This window comes from Rhizobium pantanalense, assembly GCF_030182525.1.
Classification (GTDB): domain Bacteria; phylum Pseudomonadota; class Alphaproteobacteria; order Rhizobiales; family Rhizobiaceae; genus Rhizobium.
The window spans coordinates 1,203,666-1,230,059 of the sequence record NZ_JAQJCH010000001.1 but is presented as its reverse complement, the minus strand read 5'-3'; the positions used below and the strand labels follow the sequence as shown (position 1 = coordinate 1,230,059).

General features: G+C 60.0%; 25 protein-coding genes. 5 read left to right on the top strand and 20 right to left on the bottom strand.

Going from position 1 to position 26,394, the window contains the following annotated elements:
- Positions 1 to 82 precede the first annotated feature (82 nt).
- The 14 genes from PH558_RS05815 to PH558_RS05750 form a co-directional block, all read right to left on the bottom strand.
- Positions 83 to 907: an inositol monophosphatase family protein gene (locus PH558_RS05815; protein ID WP_095435014.1), complete on the bottom strand. Its 825-nt coding sequence runs from the start codon at positions 905 to 907 to the stop codon at positions 83 to 85.
- Between the two features lie 16 nt (positions 908 to 923).
- Positions 924 to 1,751 (bottom strand): inositol monophosphatase family protein, encoded by an 828-nt coding sequence (locus PH558_RS05810; RefSeq protein ID WP_285202649.1) that lies wholly within the window; start codon positions 1,749 to 1,751, stop codon positions 924 to 926.
- A 73-nt stretch (positions 1,752 to 1,824) separates the two neighbouring features.
- The gene (gene ttcA, locus PH558_RS05805) at positions 1,825 to 2,712 is read right to left on the bottom strand and encodes a tRNA 2-thiocytidine(32) synthetase TtcA (RefSeq protein WP_113410278.1); all 888 of its coding nucleotides are present in this window, start codon (positions 2,710 to 2,712) and stop codon (positions 1,825 to 1,827) included.
- 61 nt (positions 2,713 to 2,773) lie between these two features.
- Entirely contained in the window at positions 2,774 to 3,703 is a 930-nt protein-coding gene (locus PH558_RS05800) for a glutaminase (RefSeq protein ID WP_095435017.1), read from the bottom strand.
- Positions 3,704 to 3,774: 71 nt separating this feature from the next.
- Positions 3,775 to 4,392, bottom strand: a complete 618-nt coding sequence (rpsD, locus tag PH558_RS05795; RefSeq protein WP_092716378.1) for a 30S ribosomal protein S4 — start codon at positions 4,390 to 4,392, stop codon at positions 3,775 to 3,777.
- A gap of 224 nt (positions 4,393 to 4,616) precedes the next feature.
- The gene (locus PH558_RS05790; protein WP_244575203.1) at positions 4,617 to 4,880 is read right to left on the bottom strand and encodes a hypothetical protein; all 264 of its coding nucleotides are present in this window, start codon (positions 4,878 to 4,880) and stop codon (positions 4,617 to 4,619) included.
- Positions 4,881 to 4,935: 55 nt separating this feature from the next.
- A complete protein-coding gene (locus PH558_RS05785) occupies positions 4,936 to 5,157 on the bottom strand; it encodes a hypothetical protein (RefSeq protein WP_285202648.1) in 222 nt (73 codons plus the stop codon).
- Positions 5,158 to 5,160: 3 nt separating this feature from the next.
- Entirely contained in the window at positions 5,161 to 5,496 is a 336-nt protein-coding gene (locus PH558_RS05780) for a hypothetical protein (RefSeq protein WP_095435019.1), read from the bottom strand.
- A 69-nt stretch (positions 5,497 to 5,565) separates the two neighbouring features.
- Positions 5,566 to 7,083, bottom strand: a complete 1,518-nt coding sequence (locus tag PH558_RS05775; RefSeq protein ID WP_285202747.1) for a helicase HerA domain-containing protein — start codon at positions 7,081 to 7,083, stop codon at positions 5,566 to 5,568.
- Between the two features lie 130 nt (positions 7,084 to 7,213).
- Entirely contained in the window at positions 7,214 to 8,359 is a 1,146-nt protein-coding gene (locus tag PH558_RS05770) for an alpha-hydroxy acid oxidase (protein ID WP_285202647.1), read from the bottom strand.
- Positions 8,360 to 8,444: 85 nt separating this feature from the next.
- A complete protein-coding gene (locus PH558_RS05765; protein ID WP_095436288.1) occupies positions 8,445 to 8,909 on the bottom strand; it encodes a GNAT family N-acetyltransferase in 465 nt (154 codons plus the stop codon).
- A 2-nt stretch (positions 8,910 to 8,911) separates the two neighbouring features.
- Positions 8,912 to 9,712: a glutamate racemase gene (murI, locus tag PH558_RS05760; protein ID WP_285202646.1), complete on the bottom strand. Its 801-nt coding sequence runs from the start codon at positions 9,710 to 9,712 to the stop codon at positions 8,912 to 8,914.
- Entirely contained in the window at positions 9,693 to 10,535 is an 843-nt protein-coding gene (locus PH558_RS05755; protein WP_285202645.1) for an RNA methyltransferase, read from the bottom strand. Before PH558_RS05755 ends, murI begins: the two co-directional genes overlap by 20 nt.
- A 113-nt stretch (positions 10,536 to 10,648) precedes the next feature.
- Positions 10,649 to 11,254, bottom strand: coding sequence for a hypothetical protein (locus PH558_RS05750; RefSeq protein WP_285202644.1), 606 nt, complete (start codon positions 11,252 to 11,254; stop codon positions 10,649 to 10,651).
- Positions 11,255 to 11,484: 230 nt separating this feature from the next.
- Here PH558_RS05750 and PH558_RS05745 point away from each other — a divergent pair, with 230 nt between their 5' ends.
- Positions 11,485 to 12,699 carry an NADP-dependent isocitrate dehydrogenase gene (locus PH558_RS05745; protein WP_004108975.1) on the top strand — a complete coding sequence of 405 codons (1,215 nt, stop codon included), beginning with the start codon at positions 11,485 to 11,487 and terminating at the stop codon, positions 12,697 to 12,699.
- A 119-nt stretch (positions 12,700 to 12,818) separates the two neighbouring features.
- Entirely contained in the window at positions 12,819 to 13,445 is a 627-nt protein-coding gene (locus PH558_RS05740; RefSeq protein ID WP_285202642.1) for a glutathione S-transferase family protein, read from the top strand.
- 46 nt (positions 13,446 to 13,491) lie between these two features.
- Here PH558_RS05740 and PH558_RS05735 read toward each other — a convergent pair whose 3' ends face one another.
- The 3 genes from PH558_RS05735 to recA all read right to left on the bottom strand — a co-directional run bounded on the left by PH558_RS05735 (position 13,492) and on the right by recA (position 18,400).
- Positions 13,492 to 14,343, bottom strand: coding sequence for an AraC family transcriptional regulator (locus PH558_RS05735; protein WP_285202641.1), 852 nt, complete (start codon positions 14,341 to 14,343; stop codon positions 13,492 to 13,494).
- Between the two features lie 137 nt (positions 14,344 to 14,480).
- On the bottom strand, positions 14,481 to 17,141 hold the full coding sequence (gene alaS, locus PH558_RS05730; RefSeq protein WP_285202640.1) for an alanine--tRNA ligase: 2,661 nt from the start codon (positions 17,139 to 17,141) through the stop codon (positions 14,481 to 14,483).
- 173 nt (positions 17,142 to 17,314) lie between these two features.
- Positions 17,315 to 18,400, bottom strand: coding sequence for a recombinase RecA (gene recA, locus PH558_RS05725; protein ID WP_095435028.1), 1,086 nt, complete (start codon positions 18,398 to 18,400; stop codon positions 17,315 to 17,317).
- Positions 18,401 to 18,639: 239 nt separating this feature from the next.
- Here recA and PH558_RS05720 point away from each other — a divergent pair, with 239 nt between their 5' ends.
- Positions 18,640 to 19,584: a carbohydrate kinase family protein gene (locus tag PH558_RS05720; RefSeq protein ID WP_095435029.1), complete on the top strand. Its 945-nt coding sequence runs from the start codon at positions 18,640 to 18,642 to the stop codon at positions 19,582 to 19,584.
- A 46-nt stretch (positions 19,585 to 19,630) separates the two neighbouring features.
- Positions 19,631 to 20,557, top strand: a complete 927-nt coding sequence (locus PH558_RS05715; RefSeq protein ID WP_095435030.1) for a pseudouridine-5'-phosphate glycosidase — start codon at positions 19,631 to 19,633, stop codon at positions 20,555 to 20,557.
- A 60-nt stretch (positions 20,558 to 20,617) separates the two neighbouring features.
- Here the strand turns inward: PH558_RS05715 and trpS are convergent, their stop codons facing one another.
- Both trpS and cckA read right to left on the bottom strand, forming a co-directional pair.
- Complete coding sequence (trpS, locus tag PH558_RS05710) at positions 20,618 to 21,637, bottom strand: tryptophan--tRNA ligase (RefSeq protein ID WP_285202639.1); 1,020 nt, start codon at positions 21,635 to 21,637, stop codon at positions 20,618 to 20,620.
- 224 nt (positions 21,638 to 21,861) lie between these two features.
- A complete protein-coding gene (gene cckA, locus PH558_RS05705) occupies positions 21,862 to 24,480 on the bottom strand; it encodes a cell cycle histidine kinase CckA (RefSeq protein WP_285202638.1) in 2,619 nt (872 codons plus the stop codon).
- 390 nt (positions 24,481 to 24,870) lie between these two features.
- On the opposite strand from cckA, the gene PH558_RS05700 reads away from it, so the two are divergent.
- A complete protein-coding gene (locus PH558_RS05700; protein ID WP_285202637.1) occupies positions 24,871 to 25,800 on the top strand; it encodes a flagellar biosynthetic protein FliO in 930 nt (309 codons plus the stop codon).
- A gap of 92 nt (positions 25,801 to 25,892) precedes the next feature.
- On the opposite strand, the gene dksA is transcribed toward PH558_RS05700, so the two are convergent.
- On the bottom strand, positions 25,893 to 26,312 hold the full coding sequence (gene dksA, locus PH558_RS05695; protein WP_004109001.1) for an RNA polymerase-binding protein DksA: 420 nt from the start codon (positions 26,310 to 26,312) through the stop codon (positions 25,893 to 25,895).
- Between the last annotated feature and the right edge of the window lie 82 nt (positions 26,313 to 26,394).

Sequence of the window (26,394 nt, the reverse complement as noted above, 5' to 3'; positions counted from 1 at the left end):
CTCTTGCCTGTTGAAGCAAAGATAGCCCCGCGGCCGTGACTTTCCAAGGGGCCTTGCTGGCTATCCTCGCATGTGGCTCGCCTTAGAGAGTGAACACCTCGCGCCGCAGCCGTTCCCATGTATCCTTGTCCACCGCGACAAGGAGCCCGCCATCGAGGTGATGCGGCAAATAGGGCGAACCGTCGAAACGGCGAACATAGGCGCCGGATTCGGCCGAGATCAGCGCTCCCGCCAGATGATCCCAAGGCATCAGCTTGTTGTACATGAGATAGTGCACATAGCCGCCCGCGAGCGTGCGGTATTCATGCGCCGCGCAGCGATAGCAGGTCGTGTAGCGCACCTTGGCGAGATTACCCATGATCTCCGCGCGCTTTTCCTTGGGCAGAAAACCGGTGGCCGCCATGCCGACCAGCTCTTCCAGCGGGACGGAAGGAGCAACGTTGAGACGCAGCGTCTCGCCATCCGGACGGCGCAGCCATGCGCCGCTGCCGCGCTCCGCCAGCACCCAGTCATCACCCATTGGATCGAAAATGATGCCGGCAACGGTCTCGCCCTTCGACACGACCGAGGCCATGACGCCGAAGGCCGGAATGCCGGCGGCAAAATTGAACGTACCATCGACGGGATCGACGATGATGGCGAGATCGGCATCCTGCAACTTCTTCAGTAGCGACGGGTCGGCCGCAACCGATTCCTCGCCGATGAACAGCGCTTCGGGCCAGAGCCGCGAAACCTCTGCCTTGATCATGCGCTCAGCCCGCTCATCGGCTTCCGTCACCAGATCCGTCGCCTCGCTCTTGGCGCGGATATCATCGCTGCCGAGCCTGCGAAAGCGCGGCAGGATCTCCGTCTGCGCCGCGCGGCGCAGCACATGAGCAAGCGTGGTAACGTCAACGAGCGATGTCATGCTTTTTCCTTTCGCTTCAGGCGCCGATGATCTCGCGGCGGATTATCCGCCAGCTTTCCTCGTCAGGCGCAGAAATGATGCCGCCGGTCGTTTCGCCGGGCTTATAGGGCGTGCCATCGAATTTGGCGGTATAGCCGCCCGCCTCCTGATGCGCCAGCACGCCGGCCAGATGATCCCAGGGCATCAATTTGGAATGGCCGATGAAATGCCACTTACCCGACGCCACCATCCAATATTCGTAAGCCGAGCAATTGAACGAGAAAGCCATGCGGGTCTTCGATAGATTGGCGTTGATCCGCGACCGGTCGGGCTCATCCATATGCCCCCAGGATATGGCGCCCGTCATGGCACTCAAGGGCGCAGGTGTGACGACGGAAAGCCGCCTCGCCTGCCCAGCTTGCCGGCGCAGGAAAGTGCCGCCACCCTTCATGGCAGTCACGGTATCGCCCAATACGGGATCGTGGATAATGCTGCCGATCGTCTCGCCATTGGCGATGACGGCGACAATCGTTCCGAAGACCGGCAGTCCGGCCGCGAAATTGAAGGTGCCGTCCACGGGATCGATGGTAAAAGCCAATTCGGCATGCGCCAGCGCCGGCACGACGGACTTGTCGGCTTCATAGGCCTCTTCGCCGACGATCAAAGCGCTTGGAAACCGTGCCTTCAGCGCCGCGGTGATGTGCCGCTCGGCCAGAAGATCGGCCTCGGTCACGAGATCGATAGCCGAGGTTTTCTCCGATATATCGCCGGCATCCAGATTGCGGAAGCGCAGCATGATCTCCTTTGACGCCGCTTCGGCAACGATCGTCATCACATAGTCGAAATCAGCATCGGAGAAATTCATAGGAAGCCTCTGTTTTGAAAGGGCTTCCTCTTATGCCCGATTCGATGACATCGGTGTGGCAAAAGTCCTGAATTTACGCCGGATCGCTCGAAGAGCCCTGCGTCATCAAACCCGCAAAATCGAACAGCTTGGGATCGAGCAGGTGCGACGGGTTCACATGCGCCAGAGCGCGCAGCATCGTGTCCTTGCGGCCCGGCATGCGCCGTTCGATATCGGCGAGCATGTCCTTCATGGCATTACGCTGCAATCCGTCCTGCGAGCCGCAGAGATCGCAAGGGATGATCGGAAACTGCATGGCGGCGGCAAACTTGGCAAGGTCGTCCTCAGCGGCATAGGCGAGCGGGCGCAGCAGCATGAGGTCGCCTTCGTCGTTGAGCAGCTTTGCCGGCATGGAAGCCAGCCGGCCGCCATGGAAGAAGTTCATGAAAAAGGTCTCGAGAATGTCCTCGCGATGATGGCCGAGCACAAGCGCATCGCAGCCCTCCTCGCGGGCGATGCGGTAGAGATTGCCGCGACGCAGGCGCGAACAGAGCGAACAATAGGTTGCCCCCTCCGGCACCTTTTCCTTCACGATCGAATAGGTGTCGCGATATTCGATGCGATGCGTGACACCGATCTTCGTCAGATATTCGGGCAGAATATGCTTCGGGAAATTCGGCTGACCCTGATCCAGATTGCAGGCGACCAGCTCCACCGGCAGCAGGCCGCGCCATTTCAGATCGAGCAGCAGTGCAAGCAGCCCATAGGAATCCTTGCCGCCGGAAAGGCCGACGAGCCAGCGCTTCTGGCCCTTCAGCATCTGGAAGTCTTCCATGGCCTGGCGCACCTGCCGCAACAGGCGCTTGCGAAGCTTGTTGAAGGAGACCGAACGCGGCGCATCGGAAAACATCGGATGCGCGGCGGAACCGCTATCCTCAACCTCGATATCGATGTCTTCCTTTACAGTCGTCGCGATATTCATTCGATCATTCCTTGCATCTCGCCACGCTGATAGCAGAAAGCGGCTCGAGAAGACATGGGGATCAATCCCCGAATACGGACCAGCCAGTGCGCGCCGCCAGCATTTCCAGCGCAACAGCGCCGAGCTGCGAATTGCCGACCTTGTTCAGCCCCGGCGACCAGACGGCAATGGAGCCGATGCCCGGCGCCACGGCCAGAATGCCGCCGCCGACGCCGCTCTTGCCCGGCAGGCCGACATGATAGGCGAAGTCTCCCGAACCGTCATAATGGCCGCAGGTCAGCATCAGCGCATTGATGCGCCGCGCCCGCTTCGGCGAGACGACGGAGTGGCCGGCGATCGGATTGCTGCCGCGTGCAGCGAGATAGAGCCCCGCCTTGGCAAGCTGCCGGCAGCTCATGGACAGCGCGCATTGATGGAAATAGACGCCGAGCACATGCTCGACCGGATGGTGGAGATTGCCGTAGGCGCGCATAAAATTGGCAAGCGCGAAATTTCTATAACCTGTTTGCGTCTCCGAACGGGCCACCTTGTCATCGATGCTGATCGTCTCGTCGTCGGCTACGTAGCGCACGAAGCGCAGCAGCTCGCCGATCGCCTCGCGCGGCTCGTGCCCCGCCAGCACGACGTCGCTGATGGCGATCGCGCCCGCATTGATGAAGGGATTACGAGGAATGCCCTCTTCGCGCTCCAGCTGGACGATGGAGTTGAAGGCCGTGCCGGATGGCTCACGCCCGACACGATTCCACAAGCTCTCGCCGACTTTGCCCAGCGCCAGGGTCAGCATGAAGACCTTGGAAATACTCTGGATAGAGAAAGGAACGCCGGCGTCGCCGATGCTGTAGACATCGCCGTCGACAGTGGCGATTGCCATCCCGAACTGCTTCGGGTCGACCTTTGCCAGCTCCGGAATGTAATCGGCGACCTTGCCCTCGCCGATGCGCGGCGAAAGCTCCGCATGAATGCCGTCGAGAATGGCCTGCAAATCCGTCATGAGGCGCTCCAAAGACAAAAAAGCCGCTCGAACCGAGCGGCTTTTCATTCATTAAGAAAGTTATCCGCTTATTAACGCGAATAGAATTCGACGACCAGATGCGGTTCCATGACGACGGCGTACGGCACGTCGGCGAGAGCCGGAACGCGAGCGAAGGTCGCAACCATCTTGTTGTGATCGACTTCGATGTAATCCGGAACGTCTCGCTCAGCGAGAGAAACCGATTCCAGAACGGTTACGAGCTGCTTGGACTTTTCGCGAACTTCGATAACGTCGCCAGCCTTGCAGCGGTACGAACCGATGTTGACGCGAACGCCGTTGACCGTGACGTGGCCGTGGTTGACGAACTGACGGGCGGCGAAGACCGTCGGAACGAACTTGGCGCGGTAGACGATCGCGTCGAGACGCGATTCGAGCAGGCCGATCAGGTTTTCCGAGGTGTCGCCCTTGCGGCGGTTGGCTTCGTCGAAGGTGGCGCGGAACTGCTTTTCACGCAGGTCGCCGTAGTAGCCCTTCAGCTTCTGCTTGGCGCGCAGCTGCACGCCGAAGTCCGAGAGCTTGCCCTTGCGGCGCTGGCCGTGCTGGCCCGGGCCGTATTCGCGGCGGTTAACCGGGGACTTCGGACGGCCCCAGATGTTTTCGCCCATACGGCGGTCAATTTTGTACTTGGACGATTCGCGCTTGCTCATCGCATTTCCTTTCAAGTGTTATGGCGGCCCGTTGCCGAACCGCGAAGGAAACACGCCCTCCTCTGAACTCCGTTTTCGAGCTCTGACAGGCTTCTCACGTTAGCGAACGGACGAAGCCACGGGACATGTCAAATGAAACACCGGACATTTCTGCCCGGCGTTGGCGCGGTCTGTAAGGGGTCGTCATGAAAATGTCAACAGCAGGATCGGCGAGAAGCGCAGTTTCATTCCGCACTCCCGAGGCCGCGCCAATCCTCCGGCACATCCGGTAACGACGGCATTAGGTCCGGCTCGGATGTCGCCTTTCGAAACTGCACGCCATCGTCGGTCAAAGCCGATATCTGAATTGGGATGCCGCTGGGATTGACTGCAAGCAGACCGACTATATCCGGTGGCGCCGATCGAATATAGCGCTCCGCTCCATTCAGCACCTCCACAAGCCTGTCGCGAATGACGCTGGCGGTAAGATCGACTGGAAGACCTCTCACGGAATCATAATCCTCGGTCGAAACCGATAGCCCTCTTCGCGCCGAATTTCATCAATTATCCTGATTCGTCGATCATTAACAAATCGACGAAATCCCGAGGCTTTGTCCGGGTTGATGCCGCGAGAACCTTATTCACGGCAAGGTCTGCTGGATGAAGCCTTGCACCCCACTCCTTCCAATTCATATTAAGGACAAGCCCACCTGCAACATAGCTGGTTTCCGAGCGATTTTTCGCGATGGATGCCATAATCTCTTTTTGCAGTTTGGTCAGCGCCATCGCCTATCGCCCGACCTCGTCAAGCATGCGACGCCCTATTGCAAAGGCGTGTGCATCGCCGCGCTCCATCAAGGCGCTGGCTATCACCCTTGCCTTCTGTGCCAAATCGGGCAGCCGATCCAGATCGATATTGTCAAGAAGGCGGGTGCCGTAGCGGTCAAGCGCTTCTTCGACATTCTCTCGAAGACGCTCTTTCCTTTGTCGATGTTCTGCACGCATCTCCGCCGCTTGCGACAGGATATCATTGCGGCACGCTGCGGGAACTAGAACCTCCACCCTCACTAGGTCGGATGCTCCACCACTTTCCCTATATCGCTGGATCCTGTCACGCGCGGCCATGAATTCATCTCCTGCAGAGACAAATATAGGCGTATCCCCGGATACGTATCAAGGGTGTCGTAATTCCGGCTATTCCGCCGCCGCCTGCTCCCCACCCTCGATATCCGGCGCATTGGCATCGCCGGGCGCGGTCTGCGAACCCATATCCGGGAAGGCGACGATACGTTTGCCGGAGAAATCCGTGTGGACGACGACGCTGCCCTGTTCCTCGAAATAGCTCAATAGTCGCCGTGCGCGTCTGGCCGAATGGGTGCCATAGGCACGGGCAATGCGGGCGTCGGACGGGCACGGCTCGCCGCTGATCGCGGCCTTGGCGAGCATCAGGAATACGCCCTGCAGATCGTCGGTGACACTAGCGGACAGGGAAAGCGCCGTTGCCCATTGATCCGTCGCCATGACCTCCTCGTCCGCACCGGATCGCACGATCGCCACGCGACGGCGGAATTCCGACAGGCTCATGGGGGCACCGGGAACGCGGCGCATGCGCAAGCGTACAAGAAACTCCTGATAAAGCACCGAATCCGTTCGGAAGCCCGAAGCCGGATCATCGAGGATTTCGGAAAGCACGGCAGTCACCCTCGCCTCCCGATCCTCACTCGATAGTTCAGACTGACTGACCTTCGGCTCGGACGGTGCCGGGCTTGCTGCCGGCACGGAGCGGGAAAGCTCGGCCAGAATATCGGTCGTTGGGCGGGGAGCCGGCGTCGTGCGGCGGACAACGGGCCGCGCGAACTCTTCCGGATCCGGCGTGAAGATCAGATCTTCGACATCCTGCGGCGCATCCGGCAGCGGCATCAGCTTTGGGCTGGAGGAGCGCGCCGAGGTTTCCACCGCGCCGATGGTGATCGGCAGCGGACGGCGCGAAAGTGCCGGCCCGAGGGCGACGAAATTACCGCGCTTCAGGTCGCGGAACATTTCCGCCTGCCTGCGATCCATGCCCAGCAGATCGGCCGCGCGGGCCATGTCGATATCGAGGAAGGTACGGCCCATCAGGAAGTTGGAGGCTTCTGCGGCAACGTTCTTGGCGAGCTTCGCCAGGCGCTGCGTGGCGATGACGCCGGCAAGGCCGCGCTTTCGGCCACGGCACATCAGATTGGTCATGGCCCCGAGCGACATCTTGCGCGCATCTTCCGAAACGTCGCCGCCGACCGAGGGCGCAAACATCTGCGCCTCGTCGACCACCACAAGCACCGGATACCAGAATTCGCGGTCGGCATCGAACATGCCATTCAGGAAGGCGGCTGCAGCGCGCATTTGCTGCTCGATATCGAGCCCCTCGAGCGTCAGCACGCAGGAGACGCGGTGCTGGCGGATGCGGTTGGCGATGCCGGCAAGTTCGGCTTCCGTACGCTCGCCATCGACGACGACATGCCCGAACTTGTCGGCCAGTGTGACAAAATCGCCTTCGGGATCGATGATGACCTGCTGCACCCATTGCGCCGATTGCTCCAGCAACCGCCGTAGAAGATGAGATTTTCCGGAGCCGGAATTACCTTGCACCAGGAGACGCGTCGCCAGCAGCTCCTCGATATCGAGCTGGGCGCTGGTCCCGCCGGACGCCGTTCCCATGTCGATGCCGACCTGCAATGCACTTCCCCTATGAGCAAGAATCAAATGTGGATGCATCCCATCTTTCTGAAAGGACGCGCCCTCGTCTAGCAAAGATTTCCAAGCTTCGCGCCCGTGGATTGAAAAAACCCACAGGCGATTGTGAGACCTATCTGAACCGCAGATTGGCGCGCGACAGCTCACTGACCGAAGTGCAGCCCATCAGTTTCATGTCGCGCTCGACTTCGGTGCGCAAATGCCTCAGCGCCCGTTCCACACCCGCCTGACCGGCAGCGGCCAGCGGATAGAGATAGAAGCGGCCGAGGCCAACGGCCTTGGCGCCGAGCGACAGAGCCTTCAGCACATGCGTGCCGCGCTGTATGCCGCCATCCATCATGACATCGATGCGATGGCCGACGGCGTCAACGATCTCCGCCAGCTGGTCGAATGCGGACCGTGAACCGTCCAGCTGCCGGCCGCCATGGTTCGACAGCACGATGCCGGTACATCCGATATCGACAGCACGCTTGGCATCCTCGATCGACATGATGCCCTTCAGGCAGAACTGCCCGTTCCAGTGCTTCACCATCTCGGCGACGTCGTTCCAATTCATCGATGGATCGAGCATTTCGGTGAAATACTTGCCGATCGACATGGCGCCACCGCTCATATCGACATGCTCGTCGAGCTGCGGCAGGCGGAATTTCTCGTGGGTCACGTAGTTCAGCGCCCAAGCAGGCTTGATGGCGAACTGGGTAATCCCGGCCAGATTGAGCTTGAACGGAATGGAAAACCCGGTGCGAAGATCGCGCTCGCGATTGCCGCCGGTAATGCTGTCGACAGTCAGCATCATCACATTGACGCCGGCTTCCTTCGCCCGCTCCATCATCGCCCGGTTCAGGCCACGATCCCTATGGAAATAGAACTGATAGACCTGCGGCCCTTGATGCTTCTTGCGGATTTCCTCGAGGCTGACAGTGCCAAGCGAGGAAACGCCGAACATGGTGCCGAGCGAGGAAGCTGCGGCAGCAACCGCATTCTCGCCCTGGTGATGGAAGAGCCGCTGCAACGCCGTCGGCGAGCAATAAAAAGGTGTCGCGAGCTTTTGTCCCATGACGGTGACAGACATATCAATCTCGCTGACCCCACGCAGGACGTTGGGAACGAGATCGCAGCTTTCGAAGCTGGCTGTGTTCCGCCGGAGCGTCACTTCGTCGTCGGCAGCACCATCGATATAGTTGAAGATCGGGCCGGGAAGACGCTTCTTGGCGAGAAGACGAAAATCATGGAAGTTGTGGCATTCACGCAGACGCATGGCTTGCCTCGACAACACTGCAATCAATCTCAAAAGACATCAAATATCGCCCTCCCAATATTCCGCCACTCAGCCCAATCCTGCATTACAACCGATGCAAGCGTGCCTCCCACTTGTAAAGCACATCCGGTTCCTTTTCCTCATTGCCTGCCCCATCCGACTCGTCAACCACGAAGAAGCCATGCTTCTCGTAAAAGCGGCGCGCAGGCTCGTTTCTCTGGAACGTCCAGAGCGACAGCGCCGGATAGGTCGACTTGGCGATATCGAGAAGGCGGCTGCCGATGCCGCGCCCCTGCGCCTCAGGCAACACGTAGAGTTGGTCGATCCAATCCTCGAGAAAGGCGATGACGCCAACAAGACGACCGCCCTCTTCCGCACCCCAAATCTGGCAATCTTTGAAAACGACGGCGCTCCAGAAGCCAACATCTTCTTCCGGCGTATGAAGCCCGGCAAGCGTCGGCAGCCGCTCGTTGAAGGAAGCGCGATGGACAGCGGCAGCCGCCGGCATATCCGCGAGATCGAGTTTTCGCAGCGAAACCTTGTCTTTCATCATCAAGCCTTGAGTCCAAAACCCTGCATCAGCCGGCGCGTGGGGAAATCGGGGGCCCCGGAGGTAAACACCGCAAAGTCGAAATTGTCGGGATGCACAGCATCGGCTACCTGCGGCACCAGGCTGCGGGCGCGCCTTGCGATGGCTTCAGCCGGATCGAGCCAATCGACCGGCCAAGGCGCAAGGCGACGGAAAATATTCGCCATGAAAGGGTAATGCGTGCAGGCAAGCACGACGATATCGGTCTTGTGGCCATCCATCTCGACGAAGCACTGATCGATCTCGGTCATGACGGCCTCGTCTGTAATTGCATCGCCGCGAATATAGCTCTCCGCTAGGCGCGCCAGATTTTCCGATCCGACAAGCCGGACATGGCATTGCGTGGCGAAGGACTGGATCAGGTCGCGCGTATAGGCGCGCTTGACGGTGCCCGGTGTCGCCAGCACCGAAACCAGGCCTGAACGCGTGCGCTCCGCAGCTGGCTTGATCGCCGGCACGGTACCCACAAACGTCATCTGCGGAAAGGCGGCGCGAAGAGCGGCGCCGGCCAGCGTGAAGGCCGTGTTGCAGGCGATGATGCAGACTTCCGGATCATATTGCTCAAGCAGCTTTGCGAAGAGACCGACAATGCGCTCCTTCAGCGCTGCTTCTTCCCAACTGCCATAGGGAAATGCGGCATCATCGGCGATATAGATGAAACCCCGCTCCGGCATCAACACGCGTGCCTCACGCAGCACGGTCAAACCGCCGATCCCTGAATCGAAGACGAGGACCGGTTTCAGCTCATTCACCGCTGCTGTCATCGCTTGGGGCTTCCTTCGGTGCTTTCGAGGATCGTGGATGCGAGCCGCTGCCGCGCGGGGACTTCCGCGAGAAGCGGTCGAGAGACGAGATCACCCCGCGCAAGACGCTGATTTCCTGTTCGGTGAACGCCCGGCGCGAGAGAACGGCCCGGAGATTGTCGACCATTTTCGGCTTTTTCCCGGCGGGATGGAAATAATTGCGCGCATCCAGCGCCTCCTCGAGCTGGTCGAACAGGCCGAAAAGCTGCTCCTTCGTCGAAGGCCGCTGCTCGATCGCCTGGAAGGGCACATCGCCGAGATCCTCCATGCCCGACTTCATCCATTCATAGGACATCAACAGCACGGCCTGCGCGATGTTCAAAGAAGCGAAAGCGGGATTGACGGGAAAGGTGACGATCTCGTCGGCCAGCGCCACTTCCTCGTTCGTCAGGCCCCAGCGCTCACGGCCGAAGAGAATGCCGGTGCCCTCGCCCGCTTTGAATTTGGTGCGGAGCGTCTCGGCCGCAACGACAGGCGAACGCACCGGCTTGTAGCCATCCCGCTCCCGCGCGGTTGTCGCATAGACGAAATTGAGATCAGCGATCGCCTGCTCCAACGTGTCGTAGACCTTGGTCGCCTCAATAATATGATCCGCCTTGGAGGCAGTCGCCTGTGCCCTCTCGTTCGGCCAGCCATCGCGAGGATTGACGAGGCGCAATTCGGCAAGGCCGAAATTCGCCATGGCGCGCGCCACCATACCGATATTTTCGCCCATCTGCGGCTCGACCAGAATGATGGCCGGCCCTTCGGCCAGAAGTTGACGCTCGCTATTCGTGCCTGCCATGAGTCTTGCTCTCCGTGCGCGAACCTTCTCGCGCAAATCATGGGTCGCAATAGCGAGACGCCAGCCGATCGGCAAGGTTTTTGCGCTTGAACGGCAGAACGAATCCCGCGCGACTATTGCGGATTGGCCGGCTTCTGCTGATCCGACGGTTGCTGCGTCTGGTCTGTTGGCTGTTGCTGCTGCTGTTTGACAAGATCCACCATCACGCTCTTGAGCGAGCTTGGATTGCCATTGTCAGCGTTTGTGACGATATCGTCCACCACGGGCCTGCCGCCCTCTTCGATGACCTCGAAACGAACCGTCGTCACCTTCTGATAATCGGCGTCGGAACCCATGCAGGTCGATTTCTTGAAGGTCGCCAGAACCTCCGTCACATTACCCTTTGGCGGCTGGGCGGCAATCTTCACATCTTCCAGCGGACACGCATCCTGCGCATTGACAATGACATCGTAGTCGAAGGGCGAGATACCATCCTCGTCGGCGGCGGGAAATTGCGCCGCCGCCTGGTATTTCGCTCCAAAATCCTTGCTGTAAATATCCTTGAGCTTGTCCTCGCCGAAAATATCCTGCCAGTCGCTGTCGCCGCCCGCCCAGTTCGAGACGGTCGCGTCCATGATGGCCTTGACCGGCGTCGTCGCATCGGCCGCCAACGCCGCATGCGCGCCAAGCGAGAACTGAAAAAGCATAAGGGCGAAAGCGGAGGCGGCAAATTTATGCATGACGTGATTCCATGACGCAGGGGCAACGGGCAAAACCTGGGCGACATTAGACCCATCAATCGCTTTGGCAATGGCCGGATCGTAAAAAGCGGGGTGATGTCACGAATGATCAAAAACGCGACCCGGGAGGCTCTATCGGCTTTGCGTTCCGCACTTGCGGTGCTATAGCCTCGGGACTCCATATTACCCACAGGACCATCGGGTCCCATCAGCTTAAACGAGGCAGAAGCATGAAGAAGATCAAGGTCGCAAATCCTGTTGCCGATCTCGATGGCGACGAAATGACTCGCATCATCTGGCAGCTCATCAAAGAAAAACTGATCTTCCCCTACCTCGACATCGATATCGACTATTACGACCTCTCGGTCGAAAACCGCGACGCCACCAACGACCAGGTCACCGTCGACGCCGCCAACGCCATCAAGAAGTACGGCGTCGGCATCAAGTGCGCGACGATCACGCCGGACGAAGCCCGCGTCAAGGAATTCAACCTCAAGGAAATGTGGAAGAGCCCGAACGGCACGATCCGCAACATCCTCGGCGGCGTCATCTTCCGCGAGCCGATCATCTGCAAGAACGTTCCGCGCCTCGTTCCGGGCTGGACGCAGCCGATCGTCGTCGGCCGTCACGCTTTCGGCGACCAGTACCGCGCCACCGACTTCAAGTTCCCCGGCAAGGGCAAGCTCACCATCAAGTTTGTCGGCGAAGATGGCACGGTCATCGAGAAGGAAGTCTTCAACGCTCCGGGCGCCGGCGTTGCAATGGCCATGTACAACCTCGACGAGTCGATCCGCGAATTCGCCCGCGCCTCTATGATGTACGGCCTGATGCGCAAGTGGCCGGTCTATCTCTCGACCAAGAATACCATCCTCAAGGCCTATGACGGCCGCTTCAAGGACATCTTCGAAGAAGTCTACCAGAACGAGTTCAAGGCTCAGTTCGACGAAGCCGGCATCACCTATGAACACCGCCTCATAGACGACATGGTTGCCTCCGCCCTGAAGTGGTCCGGCGGCTACGTCTGGGCCTGCAAGAACTATGACGGCGACGTCCAGTCCGATACCGTTGCCCAGGGCTTCGGCTCGCTCGGCCTAATGACCTCGGTTCTCCTGACGCCAGATGGCAAGACGGTCGAAGCCGAAGCCGCACACGGCACGGTGACCCGCCATTACCGCCAGCACCAGAAGGGCCAGGAAACCTCGACGAACTCGATCGCTTCGATCTTCGCCTGGACCCGCGGCCTCGCTCACCGCGCCAAGCTCGACGACAATGCCGAACTCGCGAAGTTCGCTTCCACGCTCGAAAAGGTTTGCGTCGACACGGTTGAAGCCGGCTACATGACCAAGGACCTGGCGCTGCTGATCGGCCCCGATCAGCCGTGGCTCTCGACCACCGCCTTCCTCGACAAGATCGACGAAAACCTCAAGAAGGCCATGGCTGCCTAAGCCTTGCCGACATGAGCAGACACGAAAACCCGGCCTCAACGCCGGGTTTTCTTTTGCCCTGAATCTTGCCGCCGGGGCGAACCGGTGGCAAAAATGCCCGCAACAAAGGGGAGAGGCAGATGGCTGAAGAACTCGTTTTCTATACCAATCCGATGTCGCGCGGACGCATCGCCCGCTGGATGCTCGAGGAAATCGGCCAGCCCTACCGCACCGAATATCTCGACTACGGCACGACGATGAAATCGCCGGAATATCTCGCGGTCAACCCGATGGGCAAGGTACCGGCCATCAAGCATGGCGATACCGTCGTCACCGAAGGTGCCGCCATCTGTGCCTATCTGGCCGAAACTTTTCCGCAGGCGGGGCTTGCTCCGACGGCTGCCGAGCGCGGCCGCTATTTCCGCTGGATGTTCTTTGCGGCCGGGCCGTTCGAGATGGCGATCACCAATCGCGCCCTCGGCTTCGAAGTCCCGCCGGAACGCCTGCGCATGGCCGGCTGCGGCAGCTTTGCGAACGTGCTTGATGCGATGGAGTACGCCGTCACGACCTCGCCGTTCATCGCCGGCGACCGCTTTACGGCAGCCGACGTCTATGTCGGTTCGCATGTCGGCTGGGGACTTAATTTCGGTACCATCGAAAAGCGGCCGGCATTCGTCGACTACTGGAGCCACGTCAGCGACCGCGACGCCTACCGCCGCGGCAACGAGATTGACAATGCCGCCATGCCGAAACCGACTAATGCCTGACAATACAAGGTATTGAAAGGAAAAACTCTATCGGGATCTTATGCCGCTACTGAAGCGGCATATAGATATCCGTCAGCAATTCCGTCGGCGGTACATCACGCGGATTGTTGATATATTCTTCGAACATGAGGGTATCGCGCAGCTGCCGCCCGGAAGCCGGGAGCCATTGCGCATAGAGCCACTGATAAGCCCTATGCATGTTCGCATAAGGCCCCTTGTGACGCAGCACGGCATAGTCGCCGCCATCAAGCGAACGCCGCTCCAGCGGAGCATTGGCAACGACGGCCTCGCTGGCAGTAACACAGGCATAGGAGCGCAGATTGTCCGCTTCCACGACATCGGGATCGTCGAGATAGACGCCGATCATGCGCATATCCGGCCCTGCCAGGCCACGGGCGAAGATGGTGCCGAAGAGTGTTTCAAATGCCTGCCCGATCTGCATATAGGAGCCGCGATGGGCGACACCGATCAGTGACATCGGGGAAATCGTGCGAAGCGTAACGTCGAACATGACCGTGATCCTTCCTTGGGTGCTGGGTTCGAAGATCGTATGGCTTCCCTCATTCCGATATCGCGCCGGCGGCATGCCGTAGACGGATCTGAAGATGCGGTTGAACGACTGGAGGTTGGGATAGCCCGACCGCTTTGCAATGTCGCTGACGGATAGACGGGTGTTGACGAGATCGCCGGCGGCACGATGCAGCCGCAGCCGCTTGACGGTCGCCGCCGCCGTCTCGCCGTAGATCGCCCGATAAATCCTGTGCCAGTGATAGCTGGACATGCAGGCGATCTCGGCGAGCTTTTCCATATCGAGTTCATCGTCCAGATGCTCGTGGATATAGGCCGAAACCCGCCGCAACCGGGTCTCGTAAAGCGTCCACGCCGTTCCGCCGCTCATGTCTAACCCCTTGCAAATCGATCGGCCTGACAAGAGCATAACCCGATTTGACAAATCCTGCGGAGTTGCCCGGACAAAGAAAAATGGCGGACACCGAAGCATCCGCCATCTTTGATTACCAATCGGAAATCAGTGCTTTAGCCGGCAAGTGCCGCAGCAATCGCCTCGATCGCCTCATCGGCCTTGGCACCATCAGGGCCTCCGGCCTGCGCCATGTCGGGACGGCCGCCGCCGCCCTTGCCGCCGAGGGCAGCTGAAGCGACGCGGACGAGATCGACGGCGCTGAAGCGGCCAACCAGATCCTCCGTGACGGCGACGACGGCGCTGGCCTTGCCATCATCCGAAACGCCGATCAGCGCCACGACGCCTGATCCGAGGCTCGCCTTCGCCTCATCCGCCAGACCCTTGAGATCCTTGGGGTCGACGCCGGAAACGGGCTTGCCGAAGAATTTGACGCCGTTGACTTCACGGACCGCATCAGCGGAGCCGCCTTGGCTGCCGCCCATGGCGAGCTTGCGCTTGGCATCAGCCAATTCGCGCTCCAGCTTGCGGCGCTCGTCCATCAGCGCTTCAACGCGGGAAACGACTTCGCCCGGCTGAACTTTGAGCGTCGAGGCAAGGCTCTTTACGCGGTCATCCTGTTCGGCGAGATAATCACGCGCGGATTCACCGGTCACGGCTTCGATGCGGCGAACGCCGGCACCGACGGCGCTTTCGCCGAGAATGCGCACGAGACCGATCTGGCCGGTGGCGGAGACATGCGTGCCGCCGCAAAGCTCGACCGAGTAAGGCTTGCCGGACTTTGCACCGCGAACACCCTGCCCCATCGACACGACGCGGACTTCGTCGCCATACTTCTCGCCGAACAGCGCCATTGCGCCTTCCGCGATCGCATCGTCGACGCTCATGAGGCGCGTCGTGACCGGCGAGTTCTGCAGGATGATTTCGTTGGCCATCTCTTCGACGACCTTCAGCTCCTCAGCCGACATCGGCTTTGGATGCGAAACGTCGAAACGCAGACGCTCCGGCGCAACCAGGGATCCCTTCTGCGCCACGTGGGTGCCGAGCACTTCACGGAGAGCTTCGTGCAGCAGATGCGTGGCGGAATGGTTGGCACGCAAGCGCGAACGCCTGTTGTGATCGACTGTCAGGACGACGGCGTCGCCGACCTTGATCTTGCCTTCCGACACCTCGGAGCTGTGAACGAAGAGGCCCTCGCCCTTCTTCTGCGTATCGCTGACGACGAGCTTGCCGTGATCGCTTGATATCACGCCGGTATCGCCCATCTGGCCGCCGGATTCGCCGTAGAACGGCGTCTGGTTGACGACGATCTGCACCTTGTCGCCGGTAGAGGCGCTATCGACTGCAACACCGTCTTTGACGATCGCCTGGATCACGCCTTCGGCAGATTCCGTATCGTAACCCAGGAATTCAGTGGCGCCGTTCTTTTCCTTGAGCTCGAACCAGATGGTTTCGGTCGCCTTGTCGCCGGAACCGGCCCAATGCGAGCGTGCTTCGGCCTTCTGCCGCTCCATGGCATCGGTAAAGCTGGAAATGTCGACACCGATGCCGCGAGCACGCAGCGCATCCTGCGTCAGGTCGAGCGGGAAACCGTAGGTGTCGTAGAGCTTGAAGGCGGTTTCGCCGTCCAGGCTATCACCCTTGTGAAGGTCCGACGTGGCATCGTTCAGCAGCGACAGGCCGCGTTCCAATGTCTTGCGGAAACGGGTTTCTTCGAGCTTCAGCGTCTCGGAGGTGAGCGCCTCGGCGCGAACCAGCTCGGGATAGGCGCGGCCCATCTGCTGGATCAGCGCCGGCAGCAGCTTCCACATGAGCGGCTCCTTGGCACCCAACAGCTGCGCGTGGCGCATGGCGCGGCGCATGATGCGGCGAAGCACGTAGCCGCGACCTTCGTTCGACGGCAGCACGCCGTCGGCGATCAGGAAGGCGGAGGAGCGCAGGTGGTCGGCGATGACGCGATGGCTGGCGCGGTGCTCACCCTCGGCTTTAACTCCCGTTGCCTCTTCCGAAGCTTCGATCAGCGCGCGGAACAGATCGATGTCATAGTTGTCGTGCTTGCCTTGCAGCACGGCGGCAACACGCTCGAGGCCCATGCCGGTATCGATCGACGGACGCGGCAGGTCGACGCGCTGCTCCTTGGTGATCTGCTCGAACTGCATGAAGACGAGGTTCCAGATCTCGATGAAACGATCACCGTCCTCTTCCGGCGATCCGGGAGGGCCGCCCCAGATGTGATCGCCGTGATCGTAGAAGATTTCGGAACAGGGACCGCACGGACCGGTATCGCCCATCGCCCAGAAATTGTCGCTGGTGGCGATGCGGATAATCCGATCATCGGAAAGGCCGGCGATTTTCTTCCACAGGTTAAAGGCGTCGTCGTCGGTATGATAGACCGTGACCAGCAGGCGCTTGGCATCGAGGCTGAATTCCTTGGTGATCAGGTTCCAGGCAAGCTCGATGGCGCGCTCCTTGAAATAGTCGCCAAAGGAGAAATTGCCGAGCATCTCGAAGAAGGTGTGATGGCGGGCGGTATAGCCGACATTGTCGAGGTCGTTATGCTTGCCGCCGGCGCGCACGCATTTCTGCGCCGTCGACGCCGTCGTATAGGGACGTTGCTCCAGACCGGTAAACACGTTCTTGAACTGCACCATGCCGGCATTGGTGAACATCAATGTGGGATCGTTGCGCGGCACCAGCGGGCTCGACGGCACGATCTCGTGACCGTTTTTCTTAAAATAGTCGAGGAAGGTCGACCGGATTTCATTCACACCGCTCATATGGGGCCCTTCAGTCCTGCGCTCAGCAACTTGCATCAAAGTCAGTGGCTTTTATCGTCCGCTCCCGGCGCTGTCCAGCCGCACGAACAAAACCGGCCGCACATCCCTTGGACAATGCGGCCGGTTTCGAATTTCAGTCTCGGTCTTGAATGGAGAATTGCTCCCGAAAATCCTTATTCCCCGGAGGCGTCGCCATCATCGGCATCGGGACCGCCATTCTGCAGGAAGCGATCGGCGATCAGGCCGGCATTCTGGCGCAACGACAATTCGATCTCGCGGGCGAGATCCGGATTGTCGCGCAGGAAAAGCTTCGCGTTTTCGCGGCCCTGGCCGAGGCGTTGGCTGTTATAAGAGAACCAGGCACCGGACTTTTCGACGATACCGGCCTTGACTCCGAGATCAACCAGTTCGCCGGTCTTGGAAACGCCTTCGCCATACATGATATCGAACTCGACCTGCTTGAAGGGAGGCGCCATCTTGTTCTTGACGACCTTGACGCGCGTCTGGTTGCCGATCACCTCTTCGCGCTCTTTGACGGCGCCGATGCGGCGGATATCGAGGCGAACCGAGGCGTAGAACTTCAGCGCGTTACCGCCCGTCGTCGTTTCCGGCGAGCCGAACATAACGCCGATCTTCATGCGGATCTGGTTGATGAAGATCACCATGCAGTTGGACTTCGAGATCGAAGCCGTAAGCTTGCGCAGCGCCTGGCTCATCAGACGAGCCTGCAGACCCGGCAGGCTGTCGCCCATCTCGCCTTCGATTTCGGCGCGCGGCGTCAGGGCCGCAACGGAGTCGACGACGAGGACGTCGATCGCGCCGGAGCGCACCAGCGTATCGGTGATTTCGAGCGCCTGCTCGCCGGTATCAGGCTGCGAGATCAGCAGGTTCTGCAGGTCAACGCCGAGCTTGCGTGCATAGACCGGATCGAGCGCATGTTCCGCATCCACAAAAGCGCAGATGCCGCCCTTCTTCTGGGCTTCTGCAATGGTCTGCAGGGCCAGGGTCGTCTTACCCGAGCTTTCCGGCCCGTAGATTTCGATGATGCGCCCCTTCGGCAAGCCGCCAATGCCGAGAGCGATATCGAGGCTCAGAGAGCCGGTGGAAACCGTTTCGATTTCGACCACGTTCTCGTTAGAGCCGAGCTTCATGATCGAGCCCTTGCCGAACGACCGCTCAATTTGAGAGAGTGCCGCTTCAAGTGCCTTGCTTTTATCCACCGATTTGTCCTCTACAAGCCGCAAAGAATTCTGAGACATTCGATCCACCTTTAGGTTATTGAAGCCGCTCTAGCAATGTCGCCGCCGATGAGAATTCTGTACTCTATTTGTTCTCTTATCGCAAGAGCACAACAAGCAATTGAAAGAAAAAGGTAAAATGAATTCCGTTCTACTTTTGTTTTCTTCTTTCTTCCCAGACACTTACGGCTCCGGGACGATCAGTTCGCGCCGGTCGCGACGCCGCTCGACTCGCCTTTTTGATTGCTGAGGATAACCATATGGCGAAAAAGATTCTCGTTCTCGGCGGCGCCCATATCGACCGGCGCGGCCGCATCTTCGGTGAGACGGCGCCCGGCGCCAGCAATCCCGGCGCATGGTTCGAAGAGCCCGGCGGTGGCGGCTTCAATGCCGCGCGAAATCTTTCCCGCCTGGGCTTCGACGTAAAGCTGATCTCGCCGCGCGGCGGCGATCCCTCCGGCGAGATGGTGGCCGAGGCTGCAAGCCACGCCGGCATCGACGACAAGCCCTTCGTCTTTCTGGATCGCAAAACGCCGAGCTATACGGCGATCCTCGAGAATGACGGCAATCTCGTCATCGCGCTCGCGGATATGGAGCTCTACAAACTCTTCGTTCCTCGACGCCTGGCGATTCGCGCCGTTCGCGACGCCTTCGATGAGACCGACCTCATTCTCTGCGACGCCAATCTGCCTGCCGAAACCCTAGGCACAATTGCGGCAAGAGCTGCCCTATGCGGCAAGCCGGTCGCCGCCATTGCCATCTCGCCGGCAAAAGTGGTGCGGCTGAAGCCAAGCCTTGCCGGCATCGATCACCTGTTCCTCAATGAGGCCGAAGCCGCGGCGCTGACCGAAATTCGCCCGGAGGATCCACGCGAATGGGTGAGCGCTTTGCGGGCGCTCGGCCTGCGCAATGGCGTGATCACCCGCGGGAAACGCCCCCTGATCGCATTCTCGCGCGATGCCATCGTCAGCCTGCGGCCGCCTATCGTCGAAAATGTCGCTGATGTCACCGGTGCGGGAGATTCGCTTGCTTCCGGCGTTCTTTCGGCACTGATGGCCGGTCATGACCTCGCAGAAGCCGTCCGTCATGGCGCGGCGGCGGCGGCAATCACCGTCCAGTCCCCCTATGCAACGGCAGAAAATCTCTCTCCCGAGCTGCTAAAGGCGGCTTTGGCCCTTGTTCCCGAGGCCGAAATTCTGTCATGAAGCCTGCTCAAGACGCATATATTGTTTCAGTGAATTGGAAACGACAATGACCCAGCCTATCTCGCCCCTGCTTCCGATCTCCTATTCGAAGGAAGTCGCCGCCGCCAAGCTTCGCGGTGCGCCGATCGTCGCCCTGGAATCGACGATCATCACCCACGGCATGCCCTATCCGGGCAATATCGAGATGGCCCGCAGCGTCGAAGCGATCATCCGGCAGGAAGGCGCGGTGCCGGCAACAATCGCCGTCATTCACGGCACGCTGCATATCGGCCTTGAGCCGGAAGAGCTGGAAGCACTGGCCAAGACGGAAGGTGCGATGAAGGTCTCGCGCGCCGACATCGCCTTTGCGATCGCCGAGCGCCGCACGGGCGCGACCACCGTTGCCGCCACGATGATCGCGGCCGCCCGCGCCGGCATCAAAGTATTTGCCACCGGCGGCATCGGCGGCGTGCATCGTGGTGCCGAAGAGAGCTTCGATATTTCGGCCGATCTTGAAGAGCTTTCCCGCACAGGCGTCATCGTCGTTTGCGCCGGCGCCAAGGCGATCCTCGATATTCCGAAGACGCTGGAAGTGCTCGAAACTCGCGGCGTTCCGGTCGTGACCTACGACAGCACCGAATTCCCGGCCTTCTGGTCGCGCTCCTCCGGTCTGACGAGCCCGCTGACGCTGAACAGCCCTGCTGCGATCGCCAACTTCCAGACAACGCGCGAACAGCTCGGCATCGATGGCGGCATGCTGATCGCCAATCCGGTTCCGGAAGCCGACGAGATCCCGCGAGAGGAGATGGAAATCTACATCGAGCGCGCACTCGACAGCGCTGAGCGTGACGAGATCAGCGGCAAGGCGGTTACGCCCTATCTGCTGAGCACGATCTTCGACATTACCGAGGGCCGCAGCCTCAAGACCAACATCGCGCTTGTCGAGAACAATGCGCGTTTGGCCGCGGAGATCGCCGTCGCTTTGGCGGAATAATCAGACAAGCAGCTACGAGAACGGCCGGGCGCATCAGAAGATCGCCCGGCCGTTTTTGTTTCAGGACAGGACGAAAAGGCCCAAGGCATTGCGTAACTCGGCAAGTGTCGCCTCCGTCCGCTCCCTCGCCTTTCGTGTCCCCTCACGCACGATCCCCATGACATAGTCCGGCTCGGCGGCATAGCGCGCGCGGCGCTCGCGGATCGGTGCGAGCAGCGCTTGCAGGACACCCTCAAGATGTCTCTTCAAGGTGATGTCGCCAAGCCCGCCGCGGCGATAATGTGCCTTCAGCTCTTCGACCAGTTGCCGATCCTCGCAGAAGGCATCGAGATAGGTGAAGACGACATTTCCTTCGATTTTGCCGGGATCGTTGACGCGCAGGTGATCCGGATCGGTGTACATGCGTCGTACCGCATCGCTTATTTCATCCGGCGACGCCGAGAGCGGGATCGCATTGCCCTGCGATTTGCTCATCTTCGCCTTGCCGTCAACGCCGGGCAGACGCCCGACCGTCGGCACCAAGGCCGCTGCCTCGACAAGCACATCACGCCCGATCTGTCGATTGAGGCGGCGAACGATTTCGTTGGTCTGCTCAATCAGAGGAGCCTGATCCTCGCCGACAGGAACGACGGTCGCCTTGAAAGCAGTAATATCGGCCGCCTGCGCGACCGGATAGCAGAGAAAGCCGGCCGGCACATCGCGTTCGAAACCGCGCAGCTGGATCTCCGTCTTGATCGTCGGATTTCGCTCGAGACGGCTGACCGTGACGAAATTCAGATAGAGCAGTGTCAGCTCCGCCAGCGCCGGTAAGGCGGATTGCACGCAGATCGTCGTCAGCGTCGGATCGATGCCGACGGCAAGATAATCGGTGGCGACCTCGAGAACGTTGCGACGGATCTTTTCGGGATCATGGGCATTGTCGGTCAGCGCCTGGCTATCCGCCAGCAGCAGGAATTGTCGATGGCTATGCTGAAGCGCGACGCGGCTCTTCAGCGACCCGACATAATGGCCGAGATGGAGTGGACCGGTGGTCCGGTCGCCCGTCAGGATGACGGGGCGAGTGTCGGTAGGAGAATGCATTTTTTGCTCCGCAAAAGGAGCCGCCGCAATCGGGAAGGAAAAACGGAAATGGACCATGCCTGCCGGATCACGGCGGCAGGGTCGATTTCAAGACATGACGACTGCCGCTTCTAGAAGGAGCGCCACCACTTTTGGCAATTGGGCCTGGCAAGGTCGATCATGGGCGGTTGATTACACCGTTGCGCCGTAATCGGCAACATCGAGGGGCGCAAAACGCCCCTCACTTAATTCTTGTCCAGCGTCTCGCGCACGACGACAGCAAGCTGCTTCAGCGAGAACGGCTTTGGCAGGAAGCCGAATTGGGCGTCCGCCGGCAGGTTGCGGGCAAAGGCATCCTCGGCATAGCCCGACACGAAGATGAATTTCAGGTCCGGATATTTCTTGCGTAGTTCGCGCAGGAGCGACGGCCCGTCCATCTCGGGCATGACGACGTCGGAGACGACGACATCGACCTGACCGTCGAGCTCATCCATGATATCGAGCGCCTCGACGCCGGACCCGGCCTCGTGGACGGTATAGCCGCGCGTCTCGAGCATGCGCTTGCCGCCGCGACGCACCGCCTCCTCGTCCTCGACAAGTAGCACGACAGCGGACTTGCCAGTGAGATCGGCCGGTTCTTCTGCAGAGGTGGTTATACCGACACTCTGGTCCATGGCCGCGACATCGCGGCTTTCCGGCACCTTCGTCTCGGTCACCGCTGGCATTTCGACGATGTGCCGCGGCAGGAAGATGCGGAAGGTCGTTCCCTTGCCCACTTCCGATTCCGGCTGGATATAGCCGCCGGACTGCTTGATGATGCCATAGACCATCGCAAGGCCGAGGCCGGTGCCCTTGCCGACTTCCTTGGTCGTGAAGAAGGGCTCGAAGATCTTGTCCATGATTTCGGGCGCGATGCCGGTGCCGGTATCGCTGACCTCGACGAGCACCATGTCCTCATGCGGAAGATAGGGATAGTTGAAGGCGCTGACATCGGCCGCAAGCAGATTGCGCGTGCGCAGCGTCAGCGTCCCGCCGCCCGGCATGGCATCGCGGGCATTGACGCACAAATTGATGAGCACCTGTTCGAACTGCGACAGGTCGGTTTTGACGGGCCAGAGATCGCGGCCGTAATCGACGTCGAGCTTGACATGCGTACCGGACAGCAGCCGATCCACCAGCATGCGCAGATCGCCGATCACATCGGTCAGATTGAGAACCGTTGGCCGCATCGTCTGCTTGCGCGAGAAGGCGAGCAACTGCCGAACCAGCACGGCCGCGCGATTGGCATTGCGTTTGATTTCCATCAGATCCGCAAAGCTCGCATCGGAGGGCCGCGCCTGCAGCAGCAGATGGTCGGACGAAAGCAGGATCGCCGTCAGAACGTTGTTGAAGTCATGCGCGATACCGCCTGCAAGCGTGCCGACGGCATTGAGCTTTTGCGTCTGCGCCATCTGTGTTTCGAGCGCCTTCTGCTCGGTCACCTCGACCGCATAGACGATGGCAGCTTCTTCCGGCGCCTCGTCGGTCTGGTCGATGACGGCATTGACGTAGAAGCGGAAATGTCGTGTTTCGTCTTTCGGATTGCGGGAGTCGATCGGCGGAATGTCGCCCTGCCGGTCCTTGGCGGCCGCCAGCGCCTGCTGTAGCTGCGGCCGGTCACTTTCGTTGACGACGCTCTCGAGGGCAGCACCGCGCTCGATATCGTCGCGGGATACCAATTCCGAAAAGAGCTTCAGGAAAGGCGCATTCGTCCGCAGAATGCGGCCGTTGCCATCGACGGACGCGATCGCCATCGGTGTATTGTTGAAGAAGCGGCTGAAGCGCATCGCGGCGGCGGAGGCCGATTGCTCGGTATCCCCGCCGTTCTGCCGGGTCAGGACGATGGTGCGGCTCTCGCCGGGAGCGCCGTCGCGCATCGATGTGACGCTGTGGACGATCTGAACCGGAAGGCTCTGGCCATTGGACCGGCGCAGATCGAGATCGAGCGTCACAGTCTTCTTGAGACCCGGTTCCGCCTGCACCGATTGGATCAGCGCCAGCCCCTCGCCAGCGACGAGATCGCCTATGGTCATCGAGCCCGGCACGAACTTGGTCAGATCGAAGCCCAGCCATTCGGCAAGCGTCGCATTTAGATAGAAGATCTCGCCCTTACGTCCGGCGGAGAAAAAGCCGGCCGGCGCGTGGTCGAGATAGTCGATCGCGTTTTGCAATTCCTTGAAGAAGCGTTCCTGATCGTCACGCTCGGAGGTGATGTCGGTGACCTGCCAGATATGCAGTACCTTGCTGCTGCCCTGCTCCGGCGGCAGCACTCGTGCCTTCAGCCTGTACCAGTGCGCACCATTGCCGCTTCCGTCAACGGGGCCGAGCGGCTTCAGCAGGCGGAATTCTTCCGATCCTTCATTGCCATCGCGCAGGCCATTGGCAAGACGATAGAGAGCCTCGTTGGACTCGCGATTTCGCGACAGCAGCATTTCCAGCGACTGCACTTCCGTCGCCTTCGTCGCACCGGTGAGGCGGCCGTAAGCGGCATTTGCGTAGACGATGCGGCCCTTCTCGTCGGTGATCAGCGTCCCGTCGGGATGGCTGTTGAGGAAGGAACGCGCCAGACTGTCGGACTGCGGCTGCGGCATAACCTCGACAAAACCGATGATGGAGGAGACCAGGAAGAAGATGCCGACCATGGCGAGAATGCCGAGACCGCCGAGAACCGCTTCATTGTCGAGCTGGTTCTTGAAGACGACAAAGGCCGCCGCGGCGGCCACGAGAACAAGCGCCAGCAGGATGATGCGCAGCACGGTTCCAGAACGAACTCCGCGATCCACCAGCGGCACGCTATACTCGTCGGACGGACGCTGCTTCGTCATAAACCCCTCGTATCGGCCGTTCTCCTCGCGACATGTCATACACCTTGGGGTCGCCGGAGTCGGACCTTTCGAATCTTCTTTATCAATTTGCGTCATCCGCAAAAAGCTTTGCCGGACCAGAAAGGCTTGAATTCACAAGCAATAGAATACAACGGCCTGCAATCGCATCTTGTCTCCGGCGCAATCCTGTTCATATGATCACCGTATAGAAGGGTCACGGTCAAAGCATTACCCGCAACAGTTGCGTCTACTGCGTAATTCCCTAAATTGGATTCGATTTAAGGGCAAATTATGCAGCGGATTTAAAGTACTACAGCGACCTTTGCGCGTCACATCTGGCGCGCGGCACTGTAAACCGCGACATCGGGGACAATTACGGAGTATCTCGATATGTTGGACGATATCGCCGGAGCCTATGGCAGCCGTTTCTTTCTCGCAGCCGGTGGAGTTGGCATTGCCCTGCTCGTGCTCATCGGCATTCTTTGGATCATGCGCAACCGAGCGCCTTCCCCCTTCGTGCGCGGCGGCAAGAACCGTCAGCCTCGCCTGCAGGTGCTGGATGCCGCCGCCGTCGATGCCCGTCGCCGTCTCGTGCTCGTGCGACGCGATGGGATCGAGCATCTGATCATGATCGGCGGCCCGACGGACATCGTCATCGAATCGGGCATTTCCGATGCCACCCGGGTCGGGACCGCCGCGACGCCGGTCGATATCCCCATGGCATTTGAAGAAAGACAGCCGCAGCAGCAGAAGGCAACTGGGGTGGAAGCTCCTCCCGCAGCACTTCCGCAGCGACAGCAATCCGCCGAAGACAAGATCGAAGCCTATTTGCGCAACGAACCCCGCCTTGCACCAGCAGTGGAACCCGCTCCACAGGCGCAGGCGGCCGAACACCCACAAGCCGCCACTGTCAAACCACCGCAACCGACCCTTCAGCCCGCTCCGGCAATCAGCGAGGCTGAAGCAGCCGACATACTGGATGCTGCCCGCCACGTTGTCCTGCCGCAGCAGCAGCCTGCTCCCGCGCGCCAGGCGGTAGTCGAACCCACGGTCGCGCCGACGCCTACTGCCGAACCCGACAACGATTTCCAACGCATACTGGAAGCTGAAATGTCGAAGAACCTGACCGCCGAACGGATCATTCCGAACGCGCCGGCGCAACGTCAGGTGCAGCAGCAGCCAAATGCCACGCCATCCCCAATCCCAAGCCCGGCAAAGCGCGTCGAGCCCGAACTTGCGCCACTGACCGGAGCCGACAGCGCCCTTCAGAAAGAAGTCGCTCGCATCTTCGGGGAAATGAGCGTCAGCCGCGACAAATAGGGCGCGGCCCCAATCGTCGGAATCGAAAAAGGCACGACGGATATCTCCATCGTGCCTTTATTCTATGAGCCCGGTCGAAACCGAACCACCATTCACTCGTCGCGATAAACCTTCTCGCGGCGCTCGTGGCGTTCCTGTGCTTCGATCGACAAAGTGGCAATGGGACGAGCGTCCAGACGCTTCAAGCCGATCGGCTCGCCGGTTTCTTCGCAATAGCCGTAAGTACCATCTTCAATACGCTGCAAGGCGGCATCGATCTTGGAAATGAGTTTACGCTGGCGATCACGAGCCCGAAGTTCGATGGCTCTGTCGGTTTCCGAGGAAGCCCGATCAGCCAGATCGGGATGATTTGCGCTTTCTTCTGCAAGATGGTCCAGGGTTTCGCGCGCTTCTCTAAGGATGTCGTTTTTCCATGCTATCAGCTTCGCTCGAAAATAAGCTCGCTGATTCAGATTCATGAACTCCTCGTCTTCCGAGGGCACATAGTTGCTAAGATCGATCTTCTCACTCAACGCGATTCTCCTGAAGAACATCTCATATGGCTGGGGTGTATATCCCAACCAATAGTACCGATTCAAGCCAAATAGATGCTGT

Coding starts and splice junctions, on each gene's coding strand:
- murI (WP_285202646.1), bottom strand. CDS start 9,712: ATGACAGCAGCGGTGAATGAGCTGAAACCGGTCCTCGTCTTCGATTCA.
- rpsD (WP_092716378.1), bottom strand. CDS start 4,392: ATGAGCAAGCGCGAATCGTCCAAGTACAAAATTGACCGCCGTATGGGC.
- PH558_RS05770 (WP_285202647.1), bottom strand. CDS start 8,359: ATGCGTCTGCGTGAATGCCACAACTTCCATGATTTTCGTCTTCTCGCC.
- PH558_RS05715 (WP_095435030.1), top strand. CDS start 19,631: ATGACCCAGCCTATCTCGCCCCTGCTTCCGATCTCCTATTCGAAGGAA.
- PH558_RS05765 (WP_095436288.1), bottom strand. CDS start 8,909: ATGAAAGACAAGGTTTCGCTGCGAAAACTCGATCTCGCGGATATGCCG.
- PH558_RS05810 (WP_285202649.1), bottom strand. CDS start 1,751: ATGAATTTCTCCGATGCTGATTTCGACTATGTGATGACGATCGTTGCC.
- PH558_RS05815 (WP_095435014.1), bottom strand. CDS start 907: ATGACATCGCTCGTTGACGTTACCACGCTTGCTCATGTGCTGCGCCGC.
- PH558_RS05755 (WP_285202645.1), bottom strand. CDS start 10,535: ATGGCAGGCACGAATAGCGAGCGTCAACTTCTGGCCGAAGGGCCGGCC.
- PH558_RS05780 (WP_095435019.1), bottom strand. CDS start 5,496: ATGGCCGCGCGTGACAGGATCCAGCGATATAGGGAAAGTGGTGGAGCA.
- alaS (WP_285202640.1), bottom strand. CDS start 17,141: ATGAGCGGTGTGAATGAAATCCGGTCGACCTTCCTCGACTATTTTAAG.
- recA (WP_095435028.1), bottom strand. CDS start 18,400: ATGTCTCAGAATTCTTTGCGGCTTGTAGAGGACAAATCGGTGGATAAA.
- PH558_RS05700 (WP_285202637.1), top strand. CDS start 24,871: ATGTTGGACGATATCGCCGGAGCCTATGGCAGCCGTTTCTTTCTCGCA.
- PH558_RS05720 (WP_095435029.1), top strand. CDS start 18,640: ATGGCGAAAAAGATTCTCGTTCTCGGCGGCGCCCATATCGACCGGCGC.
- PH558_RS05745 (WP_004108975.1), top strand. CDS start 11,485: ATGAAGAAGATCAAGGTCGCAAATCCTGTTGCCGATCTCGATGGCGAC.
- PH558_RS05750 (WP_285202644.1), bottom strand. CDS start 11,254: ATGCATAAATTTGCCGCCTCCGCTTTCGCCCTTATGCTTTTTCAGTTC.
- cckA (WP_285202638.1), bottom strand. CDS start 24,480: ATGACGAAGCAGCGTCCGTCCGACGAGTATAGCGTGCCGCTGGTGGAT.
- PH558_RS05735 (WP_285202641.1), bottom strand. CDS start 14,343: ATGAGCGGCGGAACGGCGTGGACGCTTTACGAGACCCGGTTGCGGCGG.
- ttcA (WP_113410278.1), bottom strand. CDS start 2,712: ATGAATATCGCGACGACTGTAAAGGAAGACATCGATATCGAGGTTGAG.
- trpS (WP_285202639.1), bottom strand. CDS start 21,637: ATGCATTCTCCTACCGACACTCGCCCCGTCATCCTGACGGGCGACCGG.
- PH558_RS05785 (WP_285202648.1), bottom strand. CDS start 5,157: ATGGCGCTGACCAAACTGCAAAAAGAGATTATGGCATCCATCGCGAAA.
- PH558_RS05800 (WP_095435017.1), bottom strand. CDS start 3,703: ATGACGGATTTGCAGGCCATTCTCGACGGCATTCATGCGGAGCTTTCG.
- PH558_RS05740 (WP_285202642.1), top strand. CDS start 12,819: ATGGCTGAAGAACTCGTTTTCTATACCAATCCGATGTCGCGCGGACGC.